Here is a 19,512-nt window from a genome sequence, read left to right as displayed (position 1 = left end):
CCCGGAATCGATGGTGCGCGGACCGTACTCGCATGGGCTGCGGCCTTCATGCTACCCCTGGGTCAACCGCGACCAAGCGCTTACGCCTACTCCGCAAGCCAGTGCGCGTAGGCCCGAATGTCGATCATCGGCACGGTCCCGATTTCCTGCAGCCTTGCGATCAGTTCCAGCAGGAACGCCGTCGCAGGTTTGCTCTGCGGTGAAATCGTCACGGCCCCCTGTGCATCACAGCTGAACAGACCGTGAGCGGCCACACAACCGATATCCAGCCGGTTGTGCAGGTTCTCAGGCTGAATCTGGAGCGCGTCGGCAAGCGGTTGACCCAGGGGCGGCTTCCAGTCGCTTTCGAACGTCAATAGGCCGCCGATTATATGGTGGAGCGGCTTGGCAGCCGCGACGCCCTTCAGCCAGGGAACGGGCATGCTCGTTCGCTCCAGGCGCCGAACGCTGTCGATTTTCTCCTGGGCGTATTTCACCTGCCCTGCATTGATCGACTGCTTTGCTTCGAATACGGCATATACGCTTTCGGCCGGGATGACGAGCTGCTCGTTGTGCTCGAAGATCAAGGGCGTGTACTGCCGGTCGAAAATGACGATGTCCATCTGCTGGCTGAACCCGTCCTTGCTGTCGACGACGTGCGCCGTAGCCGCCTGATACCGGCGCGGCAGATACGTTTCAAGCAGATCCAGCCACGCCTTTTCGCTCGCATCACCCTTGGTTCCGGGGTGGCCGAAAGACTGCCGAGACACAGCAAGGCTTTGCTGCACCTTGTCGTGCAGGCCTGAAAGCAGCGTTTGAAGGGACCATTCACTCATCGGACCACGTGCTCCCAAGACCCCTGCAGCGATATCGCGGCAGCCTTGCTGATCGCCCGCTTTTCAGCCGCGGTCAGATCGTCGGAAATGATGTTGTTGGTGTTGGCAGGATCGACGATCTGCGCCGTAGGCAGGTAATCGCGGAAATACTCCAGACATTTCACAACGCGGCCAGACAAGGGCGCGAGCCATTCAAGCTGTAGGGCGCTAATGACAGCGAGTTCGACATAGAACGAAGGAAACTCTAGGCCCTTCTGATTGCGCCAAAGCTTGAGGATACGGGTCTCCTGTTGCCTTCCGGCCGCGGTGACATGCGCAATGTGCGTATCGATGTTCGTCTTCTTCCAGGTGTCTTTGCGACGGACATAGAGGCTGTGATCGCTCGTCAGATAGTTTTGCCGCTTCGCCGGCACCAGATCGACGTCGAAACCATTGACCTTGATATTGATAGACACGTTTTGCCGCTTCGGCGCGTACCCCTTCTCCCCGAGATGCGCGAAGAGCTTTTCGTAGACCTCCTTCAGCGTCTCGGGCGTCTGATCCGATAACGATATGAAAAGGTCGATGTCAGTCCCGGAGGCGTTGGCCGTGCCTTTGGAAAATGAACCGCTCGGCCGGACATCGAGAAGATACCGGTTTGCCCACTCATTAAGAAGCGGCTGGAGCGCCGCCTGGACGTTCCAGAGGGGCGAAAATATGCTCGTATCGACGGCTTCACGGTTGAGGATGGCCGTTAGATAGGCGTCTGCGTCGATGCTCATAGGCTCCTGTTCGAGTTGCTCGCTGTGATGCAGCGACCATGATCGTATGGAGAAACCGCTTCACTTTCAACGTCTCACTCCGGCGAATGCGCCTTTCGGTGGACCGGCTCTAATCCAAAGTTAGCCATCGCCAAGCCGCCGTAAACGCGCGTCTCGCACCCAGTAATGCTCAGTCGAATGGAAATCGCTAAGGGGGTACGCCCTAGCGTAATGCAGGGAGATCTGGCTTCGCCCTGCCGGGAGCTATCCCCTTCGCTTTGCTCGACACGGCCTGACGGCCGCCGTTGCAGGGAATCGCTCCTCGCGTTTGCTATCGCGGCATCAATGTGCCGGAGCTTGAAAGTGGTCCAGTTGGTAGGCGGAGCCCTTTTACTTGCGCTAGCAGCCGGACGCCAACAATACACCCCCTCCCCTACCCTAACTCCGTCTGCACGATCGCTCTGCCCCTTAACTGCCAGATAGCGGTTGTTATTCACCGCAACGGCGAACACCTTCGCCGCAGTTGGCCCCAGATCTATTCAAACTGATAGTTATCGTGACGAAATCGGTGAGTACCGAGCAAGGCTGCTGAGCGGCGGCCAATTACTGAAGGTATGTTGGAATGCACCGCCATTACAACCGAGCAATCGGGTCTTCATCCAAGACTAGCGGTCCCCGTTTCCACGTGGAAACCCGTGCAGCCGCCACCGCCATTACCGCGTCCGTTCGTTGATTGGGAGCAAGCGAAGTTTCTCGAGAGCAACCAGGCGGCCATATCCTTCCTCGCGCCAACACTTTTCGATGACCGCCGCAGTGCTTGGGCTTCGTTCGCTACGTTCCGGAAGCGCCGAACCGCTAATACAGCCGCAGCCCGGGGCGATGGAGGGAGATGCCGAGACAAACCTCTGGCTCGAATCCGCACGCCGACGGGGAGCGCGGCGCTGGTTCCAGATCATCCGCCCCGTGCGCCTTGACCCTTGCCGGGACCACCTTTGGGCCCGCGACCTTCCAACGGAAAGGCCGGGCCCTTGGAAGGCCGCAGCCTGGGCCGAGCACGCTAGTCACCTTTGCCTTCGTCCCGTGGATGGCCCCGACACGGCACCCCTGTTTCCAGGTTGAAACCGTGGGAAGACGCAGGCCTTCCTACCGGGTCCGCTCGTTGTTCAATAAGAGACGTAGCTTTTCGAGAGCGACGAGCTGGCCATGGCCTTCCTCTCGCCAGCACTTGTCAATCACCTGTTGAAGCTGATACGCCTCATCGACTACTCCGCGGAACCGCTGTACCTCCAGAACCAGACGCTGTACGTCAGCGTCGCGCCCTCGGTAGCGGCTCCAAAGAAGCCTGAGTTCGTGATAACTGACAGGCAGGAAGGTTGGAAGGGACATGGTAACGGCCGAGTACTGTATATATATACAGTATCCTAACCGTATTTCGCCGCAAGGTCACGGCGCCGGGCACAACTTGCCGCCAATTCCTGGCGCCAGGGCACAAATTCAGTATATCTATTTCAGCCAACGGTAGTGCTTTATCCGAACATCGGCGCGCGAAAGATCTATCAAGCAAAAAGGAGAATCATGGCTAACCCACCCAAGCAATTTCGTCTCTATGTCGCTTCAATCCCTCAGAAGCGGCTAGCAGCTCTGGACACTTGGCTGCTCGCGGTACTTTGCGCCGCCTCTTCGGCAGAGTCTGCCTTTTGCTCGTCGGTTCTTGCAAACGTCTCGCCGGCCTTTTCCGAAGAAGCGATGTTAATGCCGGTTAGTCAGTGGGGCCTGGTGGGCTGAGTGTGCTCGGTTGCAATAGCGGCCGTTTTTTTGAACTCATCATTCTTTGGAAGACTGGCGTCACGCTCCCTGTCTCTATTAGAGAACCGACTCCTCGGGTAATGGTCGCGTGAGACTGCGTTTGGCGCGTTCGTATTTGCGGGGGGGCGGATCTGCTCGCCCTGGGCGCAAACGGCCGGATAACGGTGATTTTTGTCACCGCAAGGACGGAAACGCCCGCCACCGTTGATCCCGATCTGGCCGAACTGACAGTTTTCGGGACGAAATGGGTGAGTATCGAGCCACCACCCAGGCAGCCAGTTGCCGACGCAATGAAACGGCGCTTGCCTTTCGAACGGGCGTCGGGCTCGTCTATCTAAGCCTACTAGCGTCCCGGTTTCCACGTGGAAACGTGCGCCAATGCGCGTGAGCGCCGGCCGGGGAGTAGCATACAAGAGTCCCTATACTGTCTGGACATACCGTATAGACATACTCGCTCGTTCTGGCTACCAAAGGGATAAGTGCTCACCCACGGCCGTTCCGGTATAGGTAAGGGCGAATCGGAAGTCAGTGAAGCGACTTATCCGGCCGCGGCTTATGGCGTCGCGCTAGTCGATTGGGGAGCCTAAGCCGAGTCGCGGCCCACGTCATGCATTTCTCAACGATGCAGCTGCGCGCGGCTTCCTACACCGCGTTTCCACGTGGAAACCATGCGACTCGATCAGCGACGACCCAGCTCGACCAAGTTGCCCAACGCGAATGACGCAAGTGATTGGAGTTGATCGACGTCGACTAGATCGCGCCGGGTCGCGCGCGCTTTGAAGCTAAAAGAAAAGGTAACCTTGTCCCCGACTAGCTGTACCTTTACCTTGCAGTCAGCGTCAGCAGGGCCGCCAGCAAGATAGTTCAGGATCTGTTCAGATGAGCGACGACCGGGCTGCTCCGCCAGCTTCCTAGCGTTCTGGGTGACCTTTGAAATGCCCAAGGTTCCAATGAGCGCGAGCAACGTTTCACCGTTTCGAAGGGAAAAACGTTTTTGCTCGAAGAGGCTGGTAATCACGGGCGGAAGGCCGGCCAGCATAGTGGACTTGAAAAGCATCTCCTTCCCCCATCCTTCAGTCTTAGCCGCCTCCGTCATCGTGGACCATTTATTCGTAGCGATTCCGTTCACATATTGCTGTGCTCGGATGGACGGCAAATCGACCTGCGGTGTGCGACGGCGCTTTGGCGGGACCGGCGATTGATCATCCAGCATCTGTACGAGCTCTGTCCGCGATTTTCCTTCCTTCGCAATCGCCTGTGCCCGTTCTTCCAGCGCCGCTCGACCGATAGCCCGCTCGATCCGAATAAGCTCCCGCGCTGTCCGGCCATTGATCCCACAGTCGGCGAACAGCATCAGTGCATCTGTAGGCATAGACGAGAGTCGCAATGCTCTATTGACGTCTTCGCGTTTGACGCCGAATCTTGTCAAGGCGTCCGCTGCCTGCTTCTGGTTCTGCCAAAGCCGTCCCAAGCCCTCCTTGTACAACGCAGCAAGTGCGAGAGGATTTCGAGGCAACGGCTTCCCAACGTAACTATCCACTTTTTTCTCCCTTCTGAATGTTGTCGGCAGCCCGCTCCGCGCTCTTTAGGCGCCGTTTCCACGTGGAAACGGTAAGCAGGACAGCATTTTTCTTGATACTGATATTCAATACATATAGCATGTATGGGAAAACATCAAAGGTTGCGCAATGAGCCTAGTCATAGCAGTAGCGAATCAAAAGGGCGGCAGCGGTAAAACGACGATTGCCCTGAATCTTGCCGGTGCTTATTGCGATGACGACCCGAGCCTAAGGGTCCTCGTCATAGACGCTGACTCTCAAAATTCATCCATGAGAGCGACGAGCGCCGGCACGGAGCCGTATCCCTTCACTGTCGTCAACCTAGCTGCGGCCGGGCTGAATCTTGGGCGTGAAATCAAGAGGATGGCGGAAAACTACGACCTGATCGTGGTCGACTGTCCGCCGAGCGTGCACGACAAGAATACGGAGGTGGCGATCGCGGCATCCGACTTCGTTCTTGTCCCCATGGATGCCTCAGCCTTAGACGCGTGGAGCACAGTCGGGATGCTTCAATTAGTCCGCAGGAAGGTCGGGAGCGATGCGACAGCCTGCGGCGTCGTTTTTAACAAGGTCAACACAAAGACGACTGGATACGGCGAGGTTCGGGCGGCCATGGAGGAAGACAATCCATATCCCATCTTGCGAAGCACTATCGCGCAACGAGAGATCTATAAGACAGCGATCGGCGTCGGCGCCACGGTCTTCACCGTCAAAGGACAGCGGACTGCGAAGGTAGCGAAGCAGGAGATACTGGCCGTGGCGAAAGAGATCCTCACCATCAAAGGACTTATGGAGGCGTAGGGTGGCGAATAGGGAAAAAATCAGCGCGCCGAAGCTAGGTCTGGGTGCCTCGATTCGAAAAGGAATGGCGAGCGAGAAGGTAGACGTGGACGGTCGCCTGAATGCAAGAACTGGGGACAACGCTTTCAATACTAACGGTTCCGGTAGCGCCCCAGTTTCGGATACAGGACACGGCTCGCCCGCAGACATTTCGATGTCCTCGCCGAGGCTGCAAGTCGCGCTCGAAGAGTTGGTCTCGAACCCGCTTAATCCTCGAGAGTTTTACAAGCCGTCCGACATCGACGAGCTTGCTGTTCTCTTGCGTCGCGAAGGGCAGCATGTCCCCATTGTCGTTACGAGAAACTCCCGCTTTCCGGGAAAATACGTCATTGTTGATGGGGAGAGAAGGTTTCGCGCTAAGAAGAGCCTTGGCGAGACAACGATCGACTGTGAGCTTGTAGAAGAACTAACTGATCAAGAGCTGTACATACTCGCAAGCAGCATCAACAGAAATCGTGCTGAACAAACGGTGTTCGACGACGCAGTCGCGTGGGAGAGAGTACTCGCTCAGAATGTCTTCGCGAGCCAAGACGCGCTCGCCGAGAGCCTCGGAGTGACCAAGTCGACGGTTTCAAAGGCGTTGCACATTGCCAAACTGCCGAAAACGTTCCTTGAAAGAATGGCGGCAACAGAAGGCGTAGGTCTGGGTCACGCTTACAACATCAAACTCATCATCGACAAGGCAGGCAACGCCGCAGCTGAGCGAATCCTTGAGCTGGTTGTGGCCGGCGAGATGTCTGTGCGTCGGTTGGAAGAGCATGTCAAAAAGCTCGACAACACCTCGCCGCCGAGAGGTTCTAAGAAGACCCACTATAGTGGGAACGTGCCTTTCCAGGCCCCCGACGGGCGCGAGATAGGAGCGTTGAAGCAGTATCGGGACGGGCGAACTGAACTCAAACTAAGCGGACTCTCTGAGCAACAGCAAGCGCTTATCGTAGGGAAGCTCGAAACGGTCGTGAGAGAGTTCGTTGCCAGTGAATTCTCTACGGCGCCTGAAACGCAGGATTAATTCGCTGTCTGAAGCGAACAAGCTTCGACGAATTTGGAACGGTTTTGAGACGTCGAAGAGTCGGGCGGCGAGACGGTGTGAGCCAAAAGCAATCTATCAAAGGCCAACAATGGTGTTGTTTAATAAAACAACACCTTGTAAACCTTTGTCCACGCCGTAGCCTCTACTGGCGCGGCTTTCGGGCCGATACGGTCGGGCTTTGTGGGGTGTGAAGTCGGGCTTTATGGGGCCAAAATAGAACTAATGGTCGGAGTTTATGGGGAAAGGTCGGCGTCTATGGGGTGACTTTCCTAACGGCTGTCCAACGCAGCTGCCCTTGCGCCATCAGGCTTTCCGCCGGTCGGCACAGTCCTGACCTCAAAGGTCGGGGTTTGTGGGGCAGAGGTCGGCCTTTATGGGGCGACGCTTCGGACTCGAGCCGACGTGCGGTAGTTGCCCGTCGGTCAAGGCCGATTTGCGGCGGGAGATTGCTTAAACTGAGGCCGGAGCCCAAAAGTCGGGATTTGTGGGGAGCAGCGTTACTTCGCACCGGCCGCGCGAAAGCCGTCTGACATCTACTGATTTGGTCTGAAAAGTCGGGGTTTATGGGGCGTTTATGCCGATCATCGGCGGACCGCGAAAGGTCGGGGTTTGTGGGGCATCACGAACTGAACTCTAGCGGCAGGCTTTTGCGCCCCCGATCGCGTCCGAGCGGCGGCTTCAAGTCGGTGTTTGTGGGCAAGCCTTCGGCCCAAAAGGAGTCAAACGCCTCGTAAAGTCGGGGTTTATGGGGAGCTAGCATACGTTACTCTGGGCAATTCAATGGAAAGGTCGGTGTTTATGGGGGTGTTTTGGCCTTAGCAGGTGTCAACCTCGTGACAATATCCGCATCGCGGGCAGCAAAGGGCCAAGCTCGCCCCACAAACCCCGACCTTACGCATCTTCGGCACGACGCCCATCATCGGGCATGTATTGAGAACATTTACGTTATCCAAAGGTCGGGAATCTCTATTTGAGATCTCGACCTTTCCGTTCTAGAATCACGGACGTACAAATCGTAAATGCGACACATCGTGCCGACCATTGACACCAGGAAGCGACTTCCCAAGACGTTAACCATGCTCGCCGAACGGCAGGCGCTCCCGCTGGAACTGCGCAAGCACGTAGGCACGGTGCACGTCGGTGGGGCACTTGGTCTTTTAGACCGCAAGCTGGTGAACGTCCTGCTGGCGAACGCTTACGACAACCTACTCAAGGAACAGGTTCACCGTATCCCAGTTGCGTTGCTCAGCGAAATGCTCGGGTTCGACTCAAAGAACACCGCCGCATTGAAAAAGTCACTAAAACAGATAGCGACGACGCCGGTTGAGTTCGACCTTTTGAACGCCGTCGACGACTCTCCATGGGGCGTAACGACCATGCTGAGTGCTGCGGACATTCGCGACGGCATTTGTACTTATGAGTACAGCCGCGCGCTCTCCGAACGACTAGCTAATCCGGACGTGTATTTAATCGTGAACGTCGGGATGCAGAAGCGCTTCAACGGAAAGTTCGGATTGGCCTTATGGGAGAACTGCCTGCGATTCAAGAAGACGGGCTCGACTGGTTGGATCCCGGTTGAGGTCTGGCGGAAGCTGCTCAATGCGGAAGCCGGGGTATACGACACGTTCAAGCACTTCAACCGCGACGTCGTCGGTCGAGCAGTCAGCGAAGTTAATGCTGTTTCCAACATCCTTGTGCAGCCAGAGTATCAACGAGAAAGCAGGAAGGTGACGAAGATTCGGTTCTTGGTGGAAGAGAACCCGCAGAAGTCAATGTACGACAATGCCGACTCCGAAGATGTACAACGATTGAAGGAGTCGGAACTCTACGCACGACTTCGCGCGCTGAACATTGCGGATCGCCTCGCGGTTGCGTGGTTGCAGGAAGACCAGGACAAGGTGTCCCGCGCGGTCGAATACGTCGAGCGACAGGTTAAGAAGAAGCGAAACATCAAGAACGCGGGTGGGTACATGCGAGCCGTATGGGAGAGCGGCAATGACGTGACCGACGTGGACCTCCCGAAGCGTGAGCAATGGCCGACGGCCGACAAACAGGCCGGTCCTGCCCAAGATGATTCTGCAATTGAATTGAAGGTATTCGGACGGCGTGAATTGGATGCGCTGGTGGGGGCCTATGCTGAAAGCGGCGGTTCAGTATCGTCATACAGTTCCGGACGGTTTCGCGCGATAAAAGAGAAACTGTTGTTTGGTCAGTGGTTGTTTGACGTGCACGGCTTCACAAGGTGGAAGTTAGAAGACAACGAGTGCCCTGCTGCCTAGCTATGGGCTTCTAAGGTCGTAAGTCTGCGCCGGCCTGTCCCAACAGAGCGCGTCATATCACTGATATGCCGCTTTCCAGCGGCGGATTCTCGTAACACTTTGTTTTTTAAAGGGAAAATCTGGGCGAATAACTGTGACAAGTTAGGACTTTCTGCAATTTGTCACACTTTGAACGGCGGTCGCGAGGATCACACCCCTATTTTCGGCCCGTTGTGCAGCTAAAACATGCACAAAAAACAGCGCCTTTCCGAAAATGCGCTTCATCATGATAACCCCCCCCTACATGACGGGTTAACAGAGGTCGTCGGTGGTAACCGTGCAATGACGCACAAAACCACCCGCCTTTCCGCTAAAAAAAGGACGCTCGCGCTGTTTCAATGGTGACCATTCCAAAGGGTTGCCATGCGTCTTTTCAAGAACAAGCGTCGGGCCGCGCTGTCCACGGCCCCCGGCTCATATGCCGAGGAAGATCCGAGCAAGGTGATTTTCGAGACGAGCACGAGGCTCACGCTCGAAGCTAACCGCTGGATGCTGATTTCGTTCGGCCTCGCCATCGTCGCGGCCGGTGCTGTCTGGACGCGGCAACCTCCGCCTTCGGTCACTCGCGTTGTGGGCGTCTCGGCCGATACCGGCGGTCACCCGATCGTGACCGAGCTCGTCGCCTACAAGCCCGACTCCCAAGCTGTGCGGACGACCGTCAAGGACATGGCCGTTCGCTGGTTCACGATCGAGCCGGTGCTGTCGGACCGCCTCGAGACATCGCGCATGACTGCCAACATCAATGCGGTAAAGGCGCAAATGATCGGCGCGGCAGCCGGTCAATTCCGCGACTGGCTGAAGGCGGACACCCCGTTCCAGCAGATCACTGCCAACCCGAAGCTGATCCGCGAAGTCGACGTGCGCAATATCGCGTTGCTCGAAGACTCGACGGTTCTGGTTGAGTTCACGACGACCACCTCGCAGGCTGGCGCGACCGGCAAGCCGGACGTGAAGTCATACGCACTCACGTTGCGCTATCAAATCGTCGCGCCTACTGCTGAGCAGGCGTTGACGACGAACCCCTTCGGCATCTTCATTCCGTTCTTCCGCCTTGAGCGGACCGCATAAGCATGACCGCAACCACTATCCACAAACGGCCGGTCATCGGCATGTGCGTTCTCGCTGCGTGCGCGGCGTTCCTTGCTCAACCGGCTGCGGCCAAGAAAGCCGCAAGCGACTCGGCGTTTAATGCCGCGATGGTTGCTGGCGACCCGATGAGCCCAATCAATCCGTTCAACGGCGGGGCAGCCCCGCTGACAATGCCGGGCGACGCGCGCATCGGCGTGTTTCCGTACAGCCGCGACCAGATCTACCGCGTGCTGACCGCACCGCTCAAGCTGACGACGATCGAGCTCGAGAAGGGCGAGAAGCTGATTGCCGACCCGGCGATGGGCGACAGCGTCCAGTGGGAGATCGATGACGACAAGATGAATCATGTGTTCATCAAGCCCCACAAGGCCGACCTCGTCAACACGCTGCACCTGACCACGAATCTGCGCGAGTACGACTTCACGCTTATCGCATCGCCGGCGGGCGGGATGTTCTATCAGACCGTGCGCTTCCAATACCCGCGCGCGCCGATGGCCCGCGTCAGCGCGCGCGACGACGCGACGGCGGACGGTGCTCGCGGCGGTGCCGATTCGGGAAGCATCAGTGTGGCGCCGGACAAGCTGAACTGGGACTACAGCGTGGATGGCCGCGCCGAGTTCACGCCAGAGACCGTCTTTGACGACGGCCATGCGGTCTGGATGCGCATGCCTGCCAAAGCGCAGGAGTGGCCGGTTCCGTTCATTCTCGATCATGGCGATCGCGTCGTTGCGAACTTCATTCGCCGCGGAGACTTTCTTGTCTTGCAGCGTCTTGCCGAAGAGATCGTTTTGCGTTCCGGCAAGGACGAAGTCAAGGTGACGCGCGGCCGCCGCCGATTGCTTGGGGTGTTCTGATCGTGGCCAAGAAACCGGACTCGGCTACGCCTACCGCGGAGCAAGAAACCCTCGTCAAAGGCAAGACGCCGCGCAATGCGATCATGAGCATCGGCATTCTGGCTGCGGTTGTGATCGGCGGCCTCGGCTTCTACTACCAGCTACAGGCGACGAACAAAGCCGACGAAGAGGCGCGCATCAAGAAGGCGACCGCGCTTAAGTCGAGTACGGAAGCGCCCACTGCCGCGAACAATAACGACATCGACCAGATGATCCGTCAGCAGCGCGACGCAGCAGCGTCGGAAGCTGCCGCGCGCGCGGCTTCTGAAGCAGCGGCTCCGAAGCCCGCCGTCAAACCGATGCTAACGGGTGCGGACTTCAAGGAAGAAGTCGCAGGCTCGGGCACGGACACGCGCGAGCTTTCGCGCCAAGCGGCGCAAGACGCGATCTATACGTCCTCCATCTTCAAACAGGCAGGCGCGTCGCGTTCGGCGAACCCCACTAGTGCACTGCCCGCTGGCGTCCCTTCGTTGGACGAGGTACGAGCTGCCCGTAACGCTGCGGGAGCCAACACCCCCGATGCGATGGCGATCGCCTTGGCGAAGCAGGGCCAAGCACCCGAAGATCGCGACCGCGCCTTCCTGCGCGATGCGGGTTCGCGCGGCGGCATCGAACGCACAACCTTCAATGGCCGGTCGACCGGTTGCACGTTGACGCCGCCGCACGTCATCCACGTCAAGACGGTCGAAGGGCTGAACTCGGACAAGCCGGGTCGCGTGGCGTTGATGGTGGACGAGGACGTGTATGACAGCCTGCGCGGCGACTGCTTGATGATTCCGAAGGGCGCGTTCATCAATGGCATGTACAGCGCGGACGTCAAAGTTGGCCAGGAGCGCCTGCTTGTTGCATCGACGAGTTTGCGCCTGCCCAACGGCAAGAGCGTGCCGCTAAACGGCATGCAAGGTGCCGACCAGAACGGCTACGCCGGATTCTCGGGCGATGTGAACAACCACTTTCTGAAGATCTTCGGCGCGGGCTTCATCACGGCGATTCTGCTGAAGGCGTTCGACAGCAGTTCGCAAACGGCGACGACGGCAACCCCGAACGGCGTTACTACCTACGGTGACACGGCGGGGCAGGTGGCGGCCGCGACGGCCCAAACCGTCATGCAGCGCAACCAGAATATCCCGCCGACCATCACTGTTGAGCCGGGCCAGAAGTTCCTGGTGCAGGTAACGCAGGACATCGTCATGGAGCCGTACCATGACTAAGGCTCTTGCGGCGGCATGCCTGTCCGTCGCGGCGTTTGGCGCACATGCCGCAATCATCGATTCGATCATCAGCCCGACGCGCATCGTGCTCGATGACGGCATCAAACGCGCAATCGTCGAGCTGCCGGGCGAGCCGGTGTACGCATGTGGGCTGAAGCCGTTTCTCGCGTGGGCTAACCGATTCGAGGGCCAAACGGTCGAGGCCACCGCTAGCGGTGTTGCGATCAGCATCGACGGATCGGCTGTCAACCTCGAAAGCCTGTTCGTGAAGGCGGGCTGGCTGCGCCCCGCGACTTTTACTGATGAGGCCCAAGCGAGCATCACGGAGCGGCGTGGGGGATGGGCATGTGCGTCTGCTCAGGCGCCGTTCGACGCGATGCACACGTCCGTCGATCCGAAGATTCTCGCCGGTATCGCACTCAATGAGTCCGCATACAACGGTCGTGCATGGCCGTGGACGTTGAACGTCGCCGGTCGCGGGTTCTTCTTTCGCACCCGGGAAGATGCGTATCGCGCGGTCCGCTATTTGATCAGCAACGGCCGATCGAACTTCGACGTCGGCATCATGCAAGTGAACTGGGGATACCACGGCAAGCGTTTCGCGAGTGCATGGGATGCCCTTGCGCCGGCGACCAACATCCGCATCGCCGAAGACATCCTCAACGAGAACTACCGCCTCACGCACTCCGCGGTGAAGGCCGTTGCGTACTACCACAGCGCCAATCCCGCCCCGGGCCGCGAATACCTCGCGCGCTTCGTGAAGCACCTCTCTCAAATCGAACGCGGTCTATGAAGCACACGCTCTCTCTTCTCACTCTCGCGCTTGCCGCAGTCACGCTCAATGCAGCGGCCGCTGGCACAGACCCGCTCGACTTTGACTATGAGATCGCGGGCAATGTGCTTGAGCGACCGGCGCTCGTGTTCAACGATGGCAGCGACACCTACTTCCAGCCGCGTGCGGGGCAGTCCCTGCGCGTGGACGGTGGGCACAGCCAAGGACCGTACATCGTTGTGCCGGGCACGCCCGAGGTGATCCGTTACTCGGCGGGCGGCTCGAGCGCCACCGCTTACTGGAAGAAGGCCAATCGCTTCATTGGCGACAAGGCGCGCAGCGACACGCCCTCCGGTTTCTCTGGCTTCTCTGGCCGCCTTGCGCTCATCGGACCGCGCAGCAGCCTCGAAAGCACGCGGCCTTTGAACGCCACGCTGCCGCTCGCGCAACTGGTTAAAGCGCTGGTGCCGCAGGGCTGGACGGGATCGGCACAGAAAGACATCGATCTGACGACCTCGGCGAGCTTCGGCACACGTGATGGCGAGAACTGGATGCAGTCGCTCGATCGGTTGGTGGCCGCGTCCGACCTGTACGCCGACGTCGATTTCAACTCTCACCATGTAACACTTCGCCGCTCGGCTCCGCAGTCGGTCGCTGTGAACTATGTTGCGCCCGTGTCGCAGGTCGCTGCAACTACGGCCGCCGCCTCGTCGAGCGTGACTCCCGGTGCGGACCCGATCGCAGATATCGCAAAGAAAGCCGACGCGGACGCGCCCGCCGCATCGGGGTCCGTCCTGGCCGCGAAGCTCGGCGCGCTGGCGATCCGCGACGGTGACGACAGCCACATTCAAATCAAGTTCTCCGCCAAGCCCGCTACTGATCTGAAGGTGACCGGACAAGACGGCAAGTCGCTGCGTCCGAAGTGGGATGACGCGACCGACGTGGTGACGTTCAACCGCGCTGAGCGTTTCACGATCTCCAACGGCACCGACAAGGTCGAAGTCGCCCGTGTCGCCGGAACCGTCTATGAGTTCGACACCGCGAACAAGGCGGCTCTGCAAAGCGTGTTTGATGAAAACGGTTCGACGTTCTTCAAGTTCGCTGACACCGTCGGCAAAGTGACGGTCGCCGACGTGGCGCACATGGGCTCGGGCGAGCAGAAGGGCCGCTTTTACAAATTCAACGGCACCGCCGACCAGTTCATCGTCAACGCCGACGGCAACGTTGTCAACGTGCTGCGCAAACATGATGTGCGGTTCTTCGATCGGCCCGCGTCATGAACCGGACTTTGATTCGCATCTCGACGCTGCTTTGCGCGGCCGTCTCCGTGCATGCGCGTGCCGACTGTCTTGACGATGCCGCGCGCTATCACCGCGTCAGCGTTCAAGTGGTACGCGCCATCGCGCAGCAGGAGTCAGGTATGCGCCCGTATGTGACGAACCGCAATACCGATGGAAGCGAGGACATTGGGTTGATGCAGATCAACTCGTCCTGGCTTCCAAAACTGGGGCGCTTCGGCATCACCCGGCAACACCTGTTCGATGCCTGCGTGAACGCCTATGTGGGGACCTGGATCCTGGCTTCGAACATCAAGCAGTTCGGTCCGACATGGAAAGCGGTCGGTGCCTATAACGCCGTTTCCTCGAACAAGCAGCTTATCTACGCCAACAACATTTACCGCCGCCTGCAACGCGCGAACTGACCAACATGACGCCTACTTTTTCTCTTCAAACGCATCGCACCGCGCGCATGGTGGCTCACTTGTTCGCGTGCCTCGCACTCACGACGGTGTCGGGCCTTGCCGCAGCGGACCCCGACCAGTCTCGCCTTGCACCGCCGCCCGGCGACGGCTGGCAGCTGCTATCCGCGCCTGCCGCGAAGCCGCCTGTTGCTCAAATGGCGATGGTGACACCGGTTGCTCGTCCTTCCGTTGATCTTGCCGCGACCGCTCCTGCTGCGGCTGCTGCACTTAAGGCCGCAACCAGCGGTTCCGCTCCTGTTGCACTTCCCGGTGCGCCCGCGCCGTCGCCGGTTGGCTCGCTCGATGTCGCTCCGGTAGTTGTGCCGTCGCAAGCTGGAGCAACGGCGCCCGGCGGAGTTCTGTCTTTCTCGATCACGCCGCAGGACATCAACATGCGCAACGCGCTCGATCGCTGGCTGCAGCAGCAGGGCTGGCAACTCGCCTGGAAGATCGATGACGACCTGCCACTCGAGTTCAACGCGACGTTCTCAGGCGACTTCAAGTCTGTGCTCACGCAGGTGATGCAGGCGACCAATCACATGCGCACTCCGACGCGCGTCTGTAAGCACACCAACAACGTTATCCGCGTCGTCGCACGCGCAGCCAACTGTCAAGAGTAACCGCCATGCGTCTCACGAAAATCAAATCTGCCGTTGCCATTCTCGTGGCTGCATCGCTGACTGGCTGCGCCGTGTCGCAATCCGATGTGAACCATGCCTATGACGCGACGAACGCCGAAGCCACGCGCGCAATGGGCAACGGGCCTGAGTCGATGTCGCTTGTTGAAGAAGTGCCGACCGCGTTCCTCGGCGACCGGTTGGTGCCGGTCGCCTATGAAGCCACGCTCCCCGCGGTCTTCCGAGAAAAGTCGGTTGTCTTTCCGGGCAACCTGCCGCTGTCCAAAATCGCGACGCTGGTTTCGACAGCTACCGGTTATCCGGTGCATCTGAGCCCGGACGTCTTCATTCCGCGCGACGCCTTGATTCCCAGAACCAATGGTGGCGGGCAGGGTGCCCCGATGCCGGCTCAAGCGATGGGGAAGTCCAATGTCGAGCCGGTTTATGCGCAGGCGTGTAACTGCAAGGTCGGCGCGTATCTGCGTGGCGTAACGGAAAACCTGGGCCTTGACTGGACGTTCGATGGCAGCACCATTTCCATCAGCCGGTTCGTCACCAAGACGTTCACGATCGCGGCGATCCCGGGCAAGGTGTCCATCAAGTCCACCATGTCGAAGGGCACGGATACGTCGACCGGCAACCAGGCATCCGGTGGCACCACGGGCGGCACGTCGGGCAATACCGGGTCTTTCTCGTCGATCACTTCGACCGGACGCGATGGCACGTTTGACCAGATTGCGATCATCCAGTCGGAGCTGGAAAAGCTGAAGTCGCCGCTCGGCGAAGTCGTGGTCAATCCACAAAGCCGCCTGGTGATGGTTCACGACACCAAGGAAGCCGTCGATCGCATGGGCGCGTTGCTCGCGCGCGAGAACGCGATCTCGACGCGTCAAGTCGCCCTGCGCGTCCGTACCCTGCAAGTTGATCTCAGTAATTCGTCGCAAGCGGGCGTGAGCGCGGACATCGTGTTCAACCGGATCTCGGACGGGCTGAAGCGCTACGCCGTGACGGTCGCTTCGCCTACGTCGTTGGCCACCGCGATTGGGGGCACTGTCGGCCTGTCCGTCTTGAAGCCGGGCTCTCCCATGGAAGGCACCAACGCCATCGTCAGCGGCCTTAACGCGTTCGGCAAAACGGTTCAGGACAACACCCAGACGAAGCTGACCTTGAACGGCCTGCCGGTGTCCATCGGCTCCTTCGAGACGAAGGGCTACCTCGCCGCGACGACGCCTAGCCTCGGTTCCATCTCGGGCGGTACTGCTGGCGTGCCGGGTCTGCAACCGGGTTCGGTGACGGTCGGTGACTTCGTGAACATCCTGCCGTCGGTCAACGACCATAACCAAATCATCCTGTCCTACTGGAGCGATAGCTCGAAGCTGAATGGTCCGTTCACGACCATCAGCACCGGCTCGGGCGACACACTGCAGCAAATTCAGTTGCCCGACATCATCGGCAACAAGGATGACCAGACCATTGCGCTGTCCGATGGACAGACGGTTGTGCTGTACGGCGCGGTGGGCAATCGCTACGACGGCAGCAGCAACAACGGCATCGGGGGTCTGTCGGGTGCGTGGAATAAGGGTCGCACGTTCCAGGTGATCATGCTGACGGCGACCGTCGTCCCGTCGATGTGAGCGCGGGGTAAGCATGCCTATGCACTTCGAATCCCTACCGGGAGAAAAGGGCGCGAAGCTCGTATTTGGGCTGGATTGGCGCGCCTACTCTGCTAAGGGTGCCCGCGCCGAGCGCCGCCATTACGTCGAGGAGTCCGGCGCGACGCACTACGCCGAGTTCAAGTCGAAGGGCGAGACCATTGTCGGCTTTTGCGAGCTTGACGCAGGGCAGCGCAAGGGCGGGAAGCTCTATTCCGCCGCCGCGCGCATCGCGTCGCTTGAGCGCGTCTGGCGACGGCCCGCCGTGCTTGTCCTCATCCAGAACGATGAACTCGTGCATCTGGTGCTGGTGCAACGCGGCGCGGTGGCGCTTGACGAGGCGGTCGCACTCAACGCGCTCGCCGACAAGCGCGAAGCAATCGAGGACACCTGTGCGAAGGCGGGGCTCGAACTCGCGACGCTCGGCCATGGCGCGCAACTCCATGCGGTCGATGAGGTATTCGATCTGCGCGAGCTGATCGTTGCACGCAAAGTCGGCCTCATCAAAAAGATCCCGGTCGCCGTGCCGACGACGGTGCCGTTGCTGGTCATCCTTGCGGCGGTGTTCTTTGGCGGCAAGCAATTGATTGACGTGCTCAATCCGCCGCCACCGCCGCCAGCGCCGCCGCCGACATTCATGCAGGAATATCAGTCGGCGGTGGTGCGCACGCTTGCCGCGCCTGCTCCGCTTGCGAGCCAGCTTGCCCCGAAGCTGCTGGCGAGTTTCGGCGCGCAGGAAACGAACGTCGCGGGATGGCAGTTTCAGAAGGCCTCCTGCACGATCGCGGGTCCTTGCGTCGCAACCTACAAGCGGCAGGGCGGCACTTTCAAGGAATTTGATGCACGCGCGCCAGAGTCGCTGCGTCCGGTCGTCTTCAACCCCGACGGTTGGCATCTGAACGCGCGTGGGCCCGAGGTCACGGTCGCGGAACGGGTCGCGCTCGCTGAGCAAAAGACGTGGCCGACTCAGCAGGCGCTCATCAAAGCGTTGCAGACCGACCCGCAGAAACTCTCCACTAAGCCCGACACGCTCGATAGCCACGGCTACATCGTTGATATCAAGCCGGTGGAGCGCCTTATCGCTCGTCAGCCGATGGCTGGCGAAGTGCAGGGGCCGCTCGTACAGCGCGGCACGTGGCAGATCGACGGATACAAATGGCAAAGCGCGCTGCTCGCGCGCCTGCCGGACAACATGGCACTGGACACCCTCGACGTCGAGCTGAAAGAGGACGGTACCGGGGTGCATTTCACTGCGAAGGGTAAATACTATGTTCTCAACTAAGTGGCCTGCACGAGCCGCCTGCTTCGGTGTGCTCATGTTCGTGGCGGGCGCGGCAATCTCGCAGGAAAGTCATCTCACGCTGGACGACATTGACAAGCTCGCGCGCGCAAAGCTTGTCGACTCGATGCGCGGTCCGCAGGGTGGTCAAGGTGGCCAAGGCGGATCAGCGGCACCTGGCAACGGCGTCGGCCTTGCTTCGCCGCTTGGTGCGCCGACGCCTGCGCCGGTGACCGCGGCGCCACCGGCAGCGCCCAAAGCAGAGCGCAGGCCCAGTGCGCCGCCCAGGCGCGTCATTCCCGCGACCTTCGTTGGGGCGTACTCCGACATGTCCGGGTCCTACGTGCTCTATGACTACCAAGGCACGACCTACACGGCACGCCAAGGAAGTCGACTGCTGAACGGTTGGACGGTAGCGTCCATCGACGGCTTCACGGTCAATCTAGTTGACGGCAAGCACAAGTGGACGGAGACGATCGTAGCGCCTGCGGACGCGCCCGCCGTCGCGCTCCCGGATTCGCCGGCCGTCAGGGCGATCACGGATCTGTCGTCGCCGCTTCCTCCGGGCGGCGTCTCATCGACGGCTTCCACCTTCGTACCGTTTGGGAAATAAGCAATGGGTCTGTTTGGACAAGAAGAGCAGGGCGCGCCAGACGCTCCCCGCGGTGGTTTCCTGAAGCGGTTTCGCGCGCCGCGTTCGAGCTTCGTCGAGCCGGGTAGCAGTGCGGAGCCGAAGTTTCGGTCTCCGGAGCCGGTCGCGGCGAAGAGGAAAGCGGCAGGCAGAGCCTCTGTAGAACCGAGGAGTGATGAGTCGCCCCTGAGCACCCGTGCGGTGAATCCCCAAGTCATGTTTCTTGGTCGCGCCCTATCGGGCGGCGATGTGGAAGACGTCGAGAGCACTGAGCTTGACGATGACTGGCGCGGGCCGGTGCCGCCTGTGCAGACGCAGTCGGGGTCTGAAGGTGACGCGGCCGACGACGAGCCGGCCTTTAGCCCGTTCGTCCCGCCGAGCTTTGAGCGACCGAGCTACGCGAGCATGTCTGCTGCGATGGCCGCTAGGGAGGGCGGTCACTTGGTGAACGAAGAAACCATGACGGCACAGGCTGCGCCGTCTGGTGCGCAAGGTCGAACTGAGCCTCAGGCTGAACCC

Annotated in this window: 17 protein-coding genes; 14 read left to right on the top strand and 3 right to left on the bottom strand. The window is 59.7% G+C overall.

Going from position 1 to position 19,512, the window contains the following annotated elements:
• Positions 1 to 86 precede the first annotated feature (86 nt).
• Together LDZ27_RS27525 and LDZ27_RS27520 are read right to left on the bottom strand one after the other, a co-directional pair.
• On the bottom strand, positions 87 to 815 hold the full coding sequence (locus LDZ27_RS27525; protein WP_008343067.1) for a DUF6602 domain-containing protein: 729 nt from the start codon (positions 813 to 815) through the stop codon (positions 87 to 89).
• Positions 812 to 1,576: a nucleotidyltransferase gene (locus tag LDZ27_RS27520; RefSeq protein WP_008343069.1), complete on the bottom strand. Its 765-nt coding sequence runs from the start codon at positions 1,574 to 1,576 to the stop codon at positions 812 to 814. Before LDZ27_RS27520 ends, LDZ27_RS27525 begins: the two co-directional genes overlap by 4 nt.
• A 1,554-nt stretch (positions 1,577 to 3,130) precedes the next feature.
• Between LDZ27_RS27520 and LDZ27_RS27515 the strand changes: the two genes are divergently transcribed.
• Complete coding sequence (locus tag LDZ27_RS27515; protein WP_244818518.1) at positions 3,131 to 3,340, top strand: hypothetical protein; 210 nt, start codon at positions 3,131 to 3,133, stop codon at positions 3,338 to 3,340.
• Between the two features lie 700 nt (positions 3,341 to 4,040).
• Here LDZ27_RS27515 and LDZ27_RS27510 read toward each other — a convergent pair.
• Positions 4,041 to 4,901, bottom strand: coding sequence for a hypothetical protein (locus LDZ27_RS27510; protein ID WP_244818517.1), 861 nt, complete (start codon positions 4,899 to 4,901; stop codon positions 4,041 to 4,043).
• Positions 4,902 to 5,049: 148 nt separating this feature from the next.
• Between LDZ27_RS27510 and LDZ27_RS27505 the strand changes: the two genes are divergently transcribed.
• The 13 genes from LDZ27_RS27505 to LDZ27_RS27445 all read left to right on the top strand — a co-directional run bounded on the left by LDZ27_RS27505 (position 5,050) and on the right by LDZ27_RS27445 (position 18,975).
• Positions 5,050 to 5,721 (top strand): ParA family protein, encoded by a 672-nt coding sequence (locus tag LDZ27_RS27505; protein WP_008343076.1) that lies wholly within the window; start codon positions 5,050 to 5,052, stop codon positions 5,719 to 5,721.
• Between the two features lies 1 nt (position 5,722).
• On the top strand, positions 5,723 to 6,769 hold the full coding sequence (locus LDZ27_RS27500) for a ParB/RepB/Spo0J family partition protein (RefSeq protein WP_244818516.1): 1,047 nt from the start codon (positions 5,723 to 5,725) through the stop codon (positions 6,767 to 6,769).
• A gap of 1,040 nt (positions 6,770 to 7,809) precedes the next feature.
• Complete coding sequence (locus tag LDZ27_RS27495) at positions 7,810 to 9,069, top strand: replication initiation protein (protein ID WP_008343078.1); 1,260 nt, start codon at positions 7,810 to 7,812, stop codon at positions 9,067 to 9,069.
• Positions 9,070 to 9,471: 402 nt separating this feature from the next.
• Positions 9,472 to 10,176: a type IV secretion system protein gene (locus LDZ27_RS27490; RefSeq protein WP_244818515.1), complete on the top strand. Its 705-nt coding sequence runs from the start codon at positions 9,472 to 9,474 to the stop codon at positions 10,174 to 10,176.
• A gap of 2 nt (positions 10,177 to 10,178) precedes the next feature.
• Positions 10,179 to 11,051 carry a TrbG/VirB9 family P-type conjugative transfer protein gene (locus tag LDZ27_RS27485; RefSeq protein ID WP_244818514.1) on the top strand — a complete coding sequence of 291 codons (873 nt, stop codon included), beginning with the start codon at positions 10,179 to 10,181 and terminating at the stop codon, positions 11,049 to 11,051.
• A gap of 2 nt (positions 11,052 to 11,053) precedes the next feature.
• On the top strand, positions 11,054 to 12,301 hold the full coding sequence (locus LDZ27_RS27480) for a TrbI/VirB10 family protein (RefSeq protein ID WP_244818513.1): 1,248 nt from the start codon (positions 11,054 to 11,056) through the stop codon (positions 12,299 to 12,301).
• A complete protein-coding gene (locus LDZ27_RS27475) occupies positions 12,294 to 13,094 on the top strand; it encodes a transglycosylase SLT domain-containing protein (RefSeq protein ID WP_244818512.1) in 801 nt (266 codons plus the stop codon). Before LDZ27_RS27480 ends, LDZ27_RS27475 begins: the two co-directional genes overlap by 8 nt.
• On the top strand, positions 13,091 to 14,353 hold the full coding sequence (locus LDZ27_RS27470; RefSeq protein WP_244818511.1) for a hypothetical protein: 1,263 nt from the start codon (positions 13,091 to 13,093) through the stop codon (positions 14,351 to 14,353). The genes LDZ27_RS27475 and LDZ27_RS27470 overlap by 4 nt, the downstream gene beginning before the upstream one ends.
• A complete protein-coding gene (locus LDZ27_RS27465) occupies positions 14,350 to 14,775 on the top strand; it encodes a lytic transglycosylase domain-containing protein (protein ID WP_244818510.1) in 426 nt (141 codons plus the stop codon). The genes LDZ27_RS27470 and LDZ27_RS27465 overlap by 4 nt, the downstream gene beginning before the upstream one ends.
• Positions 14,776 to 14,780: 5 nt before the next feature.
• A complete protein-coding gene (locus LDZ27_RS27460; RefSeq protein ID WP_244818509.1) occupies positions 14,781 to 15,434 on the top strand; it encodes a toxin co-regulated pilus biosynthesis Q family protein in 654 nt (217 codons plus the stop codon).
• A gap of 5 nt (positions 15,435 to 15,439) precedes the next feature.
• Positions 15,440 to 17,065 (top strand): type II secretory pathway protein, encoded by a 1,626-nt coding sequence (locus LDZ27_RS27455; RefSeq protein WP_244818508.1) that lies wholly within the window; start codon positions 15,440 to 15,442, stop codon positions 17,063 to 17,065.
• A 19-nt stretch (positions 17,066 to 17,084) separates the two neighbouring features.
• Positions 17,085 to 18,365 (top strand): hypothetical protein, encoded by a 1,281-nt coding sequence (locus LDZ27_RS27450; protein ID WP_244818507.1) that lies wholly within the window; start codon positions 17,085 to 17,087, stop codon positions 18,363 to 18,365.
• A gap of 34 nt (positions 18,366 to 18,399) precedes the next feature.
• Positions 18,400 to 18,975 (top strand): hypothetical protein, encoded by a 576-nt coding sequence (locus LDZ27_RS27445; RefSeq protein ID WP_244818506.1) that lies wholly within the window; start codon positions 18,400 to 18,402, stop codon positions 18,973 to 18,975.
• The last annotated feature ends 537 nt before the right edge of the window (positions 18,976 to 19,512 follow it).

It is taken from the genome of Caballeronia sp. Lep1P3 (assembly GCF_022879595.1).
GTDB lineage: Bacteria > Pseudomonadota > Gammaproteobacteria > Burkholderiales > Burkholderiaceae > Caballeronia.
This window is presented reverse-complemented; position numbering and strand designations above follow the sequence as displayed.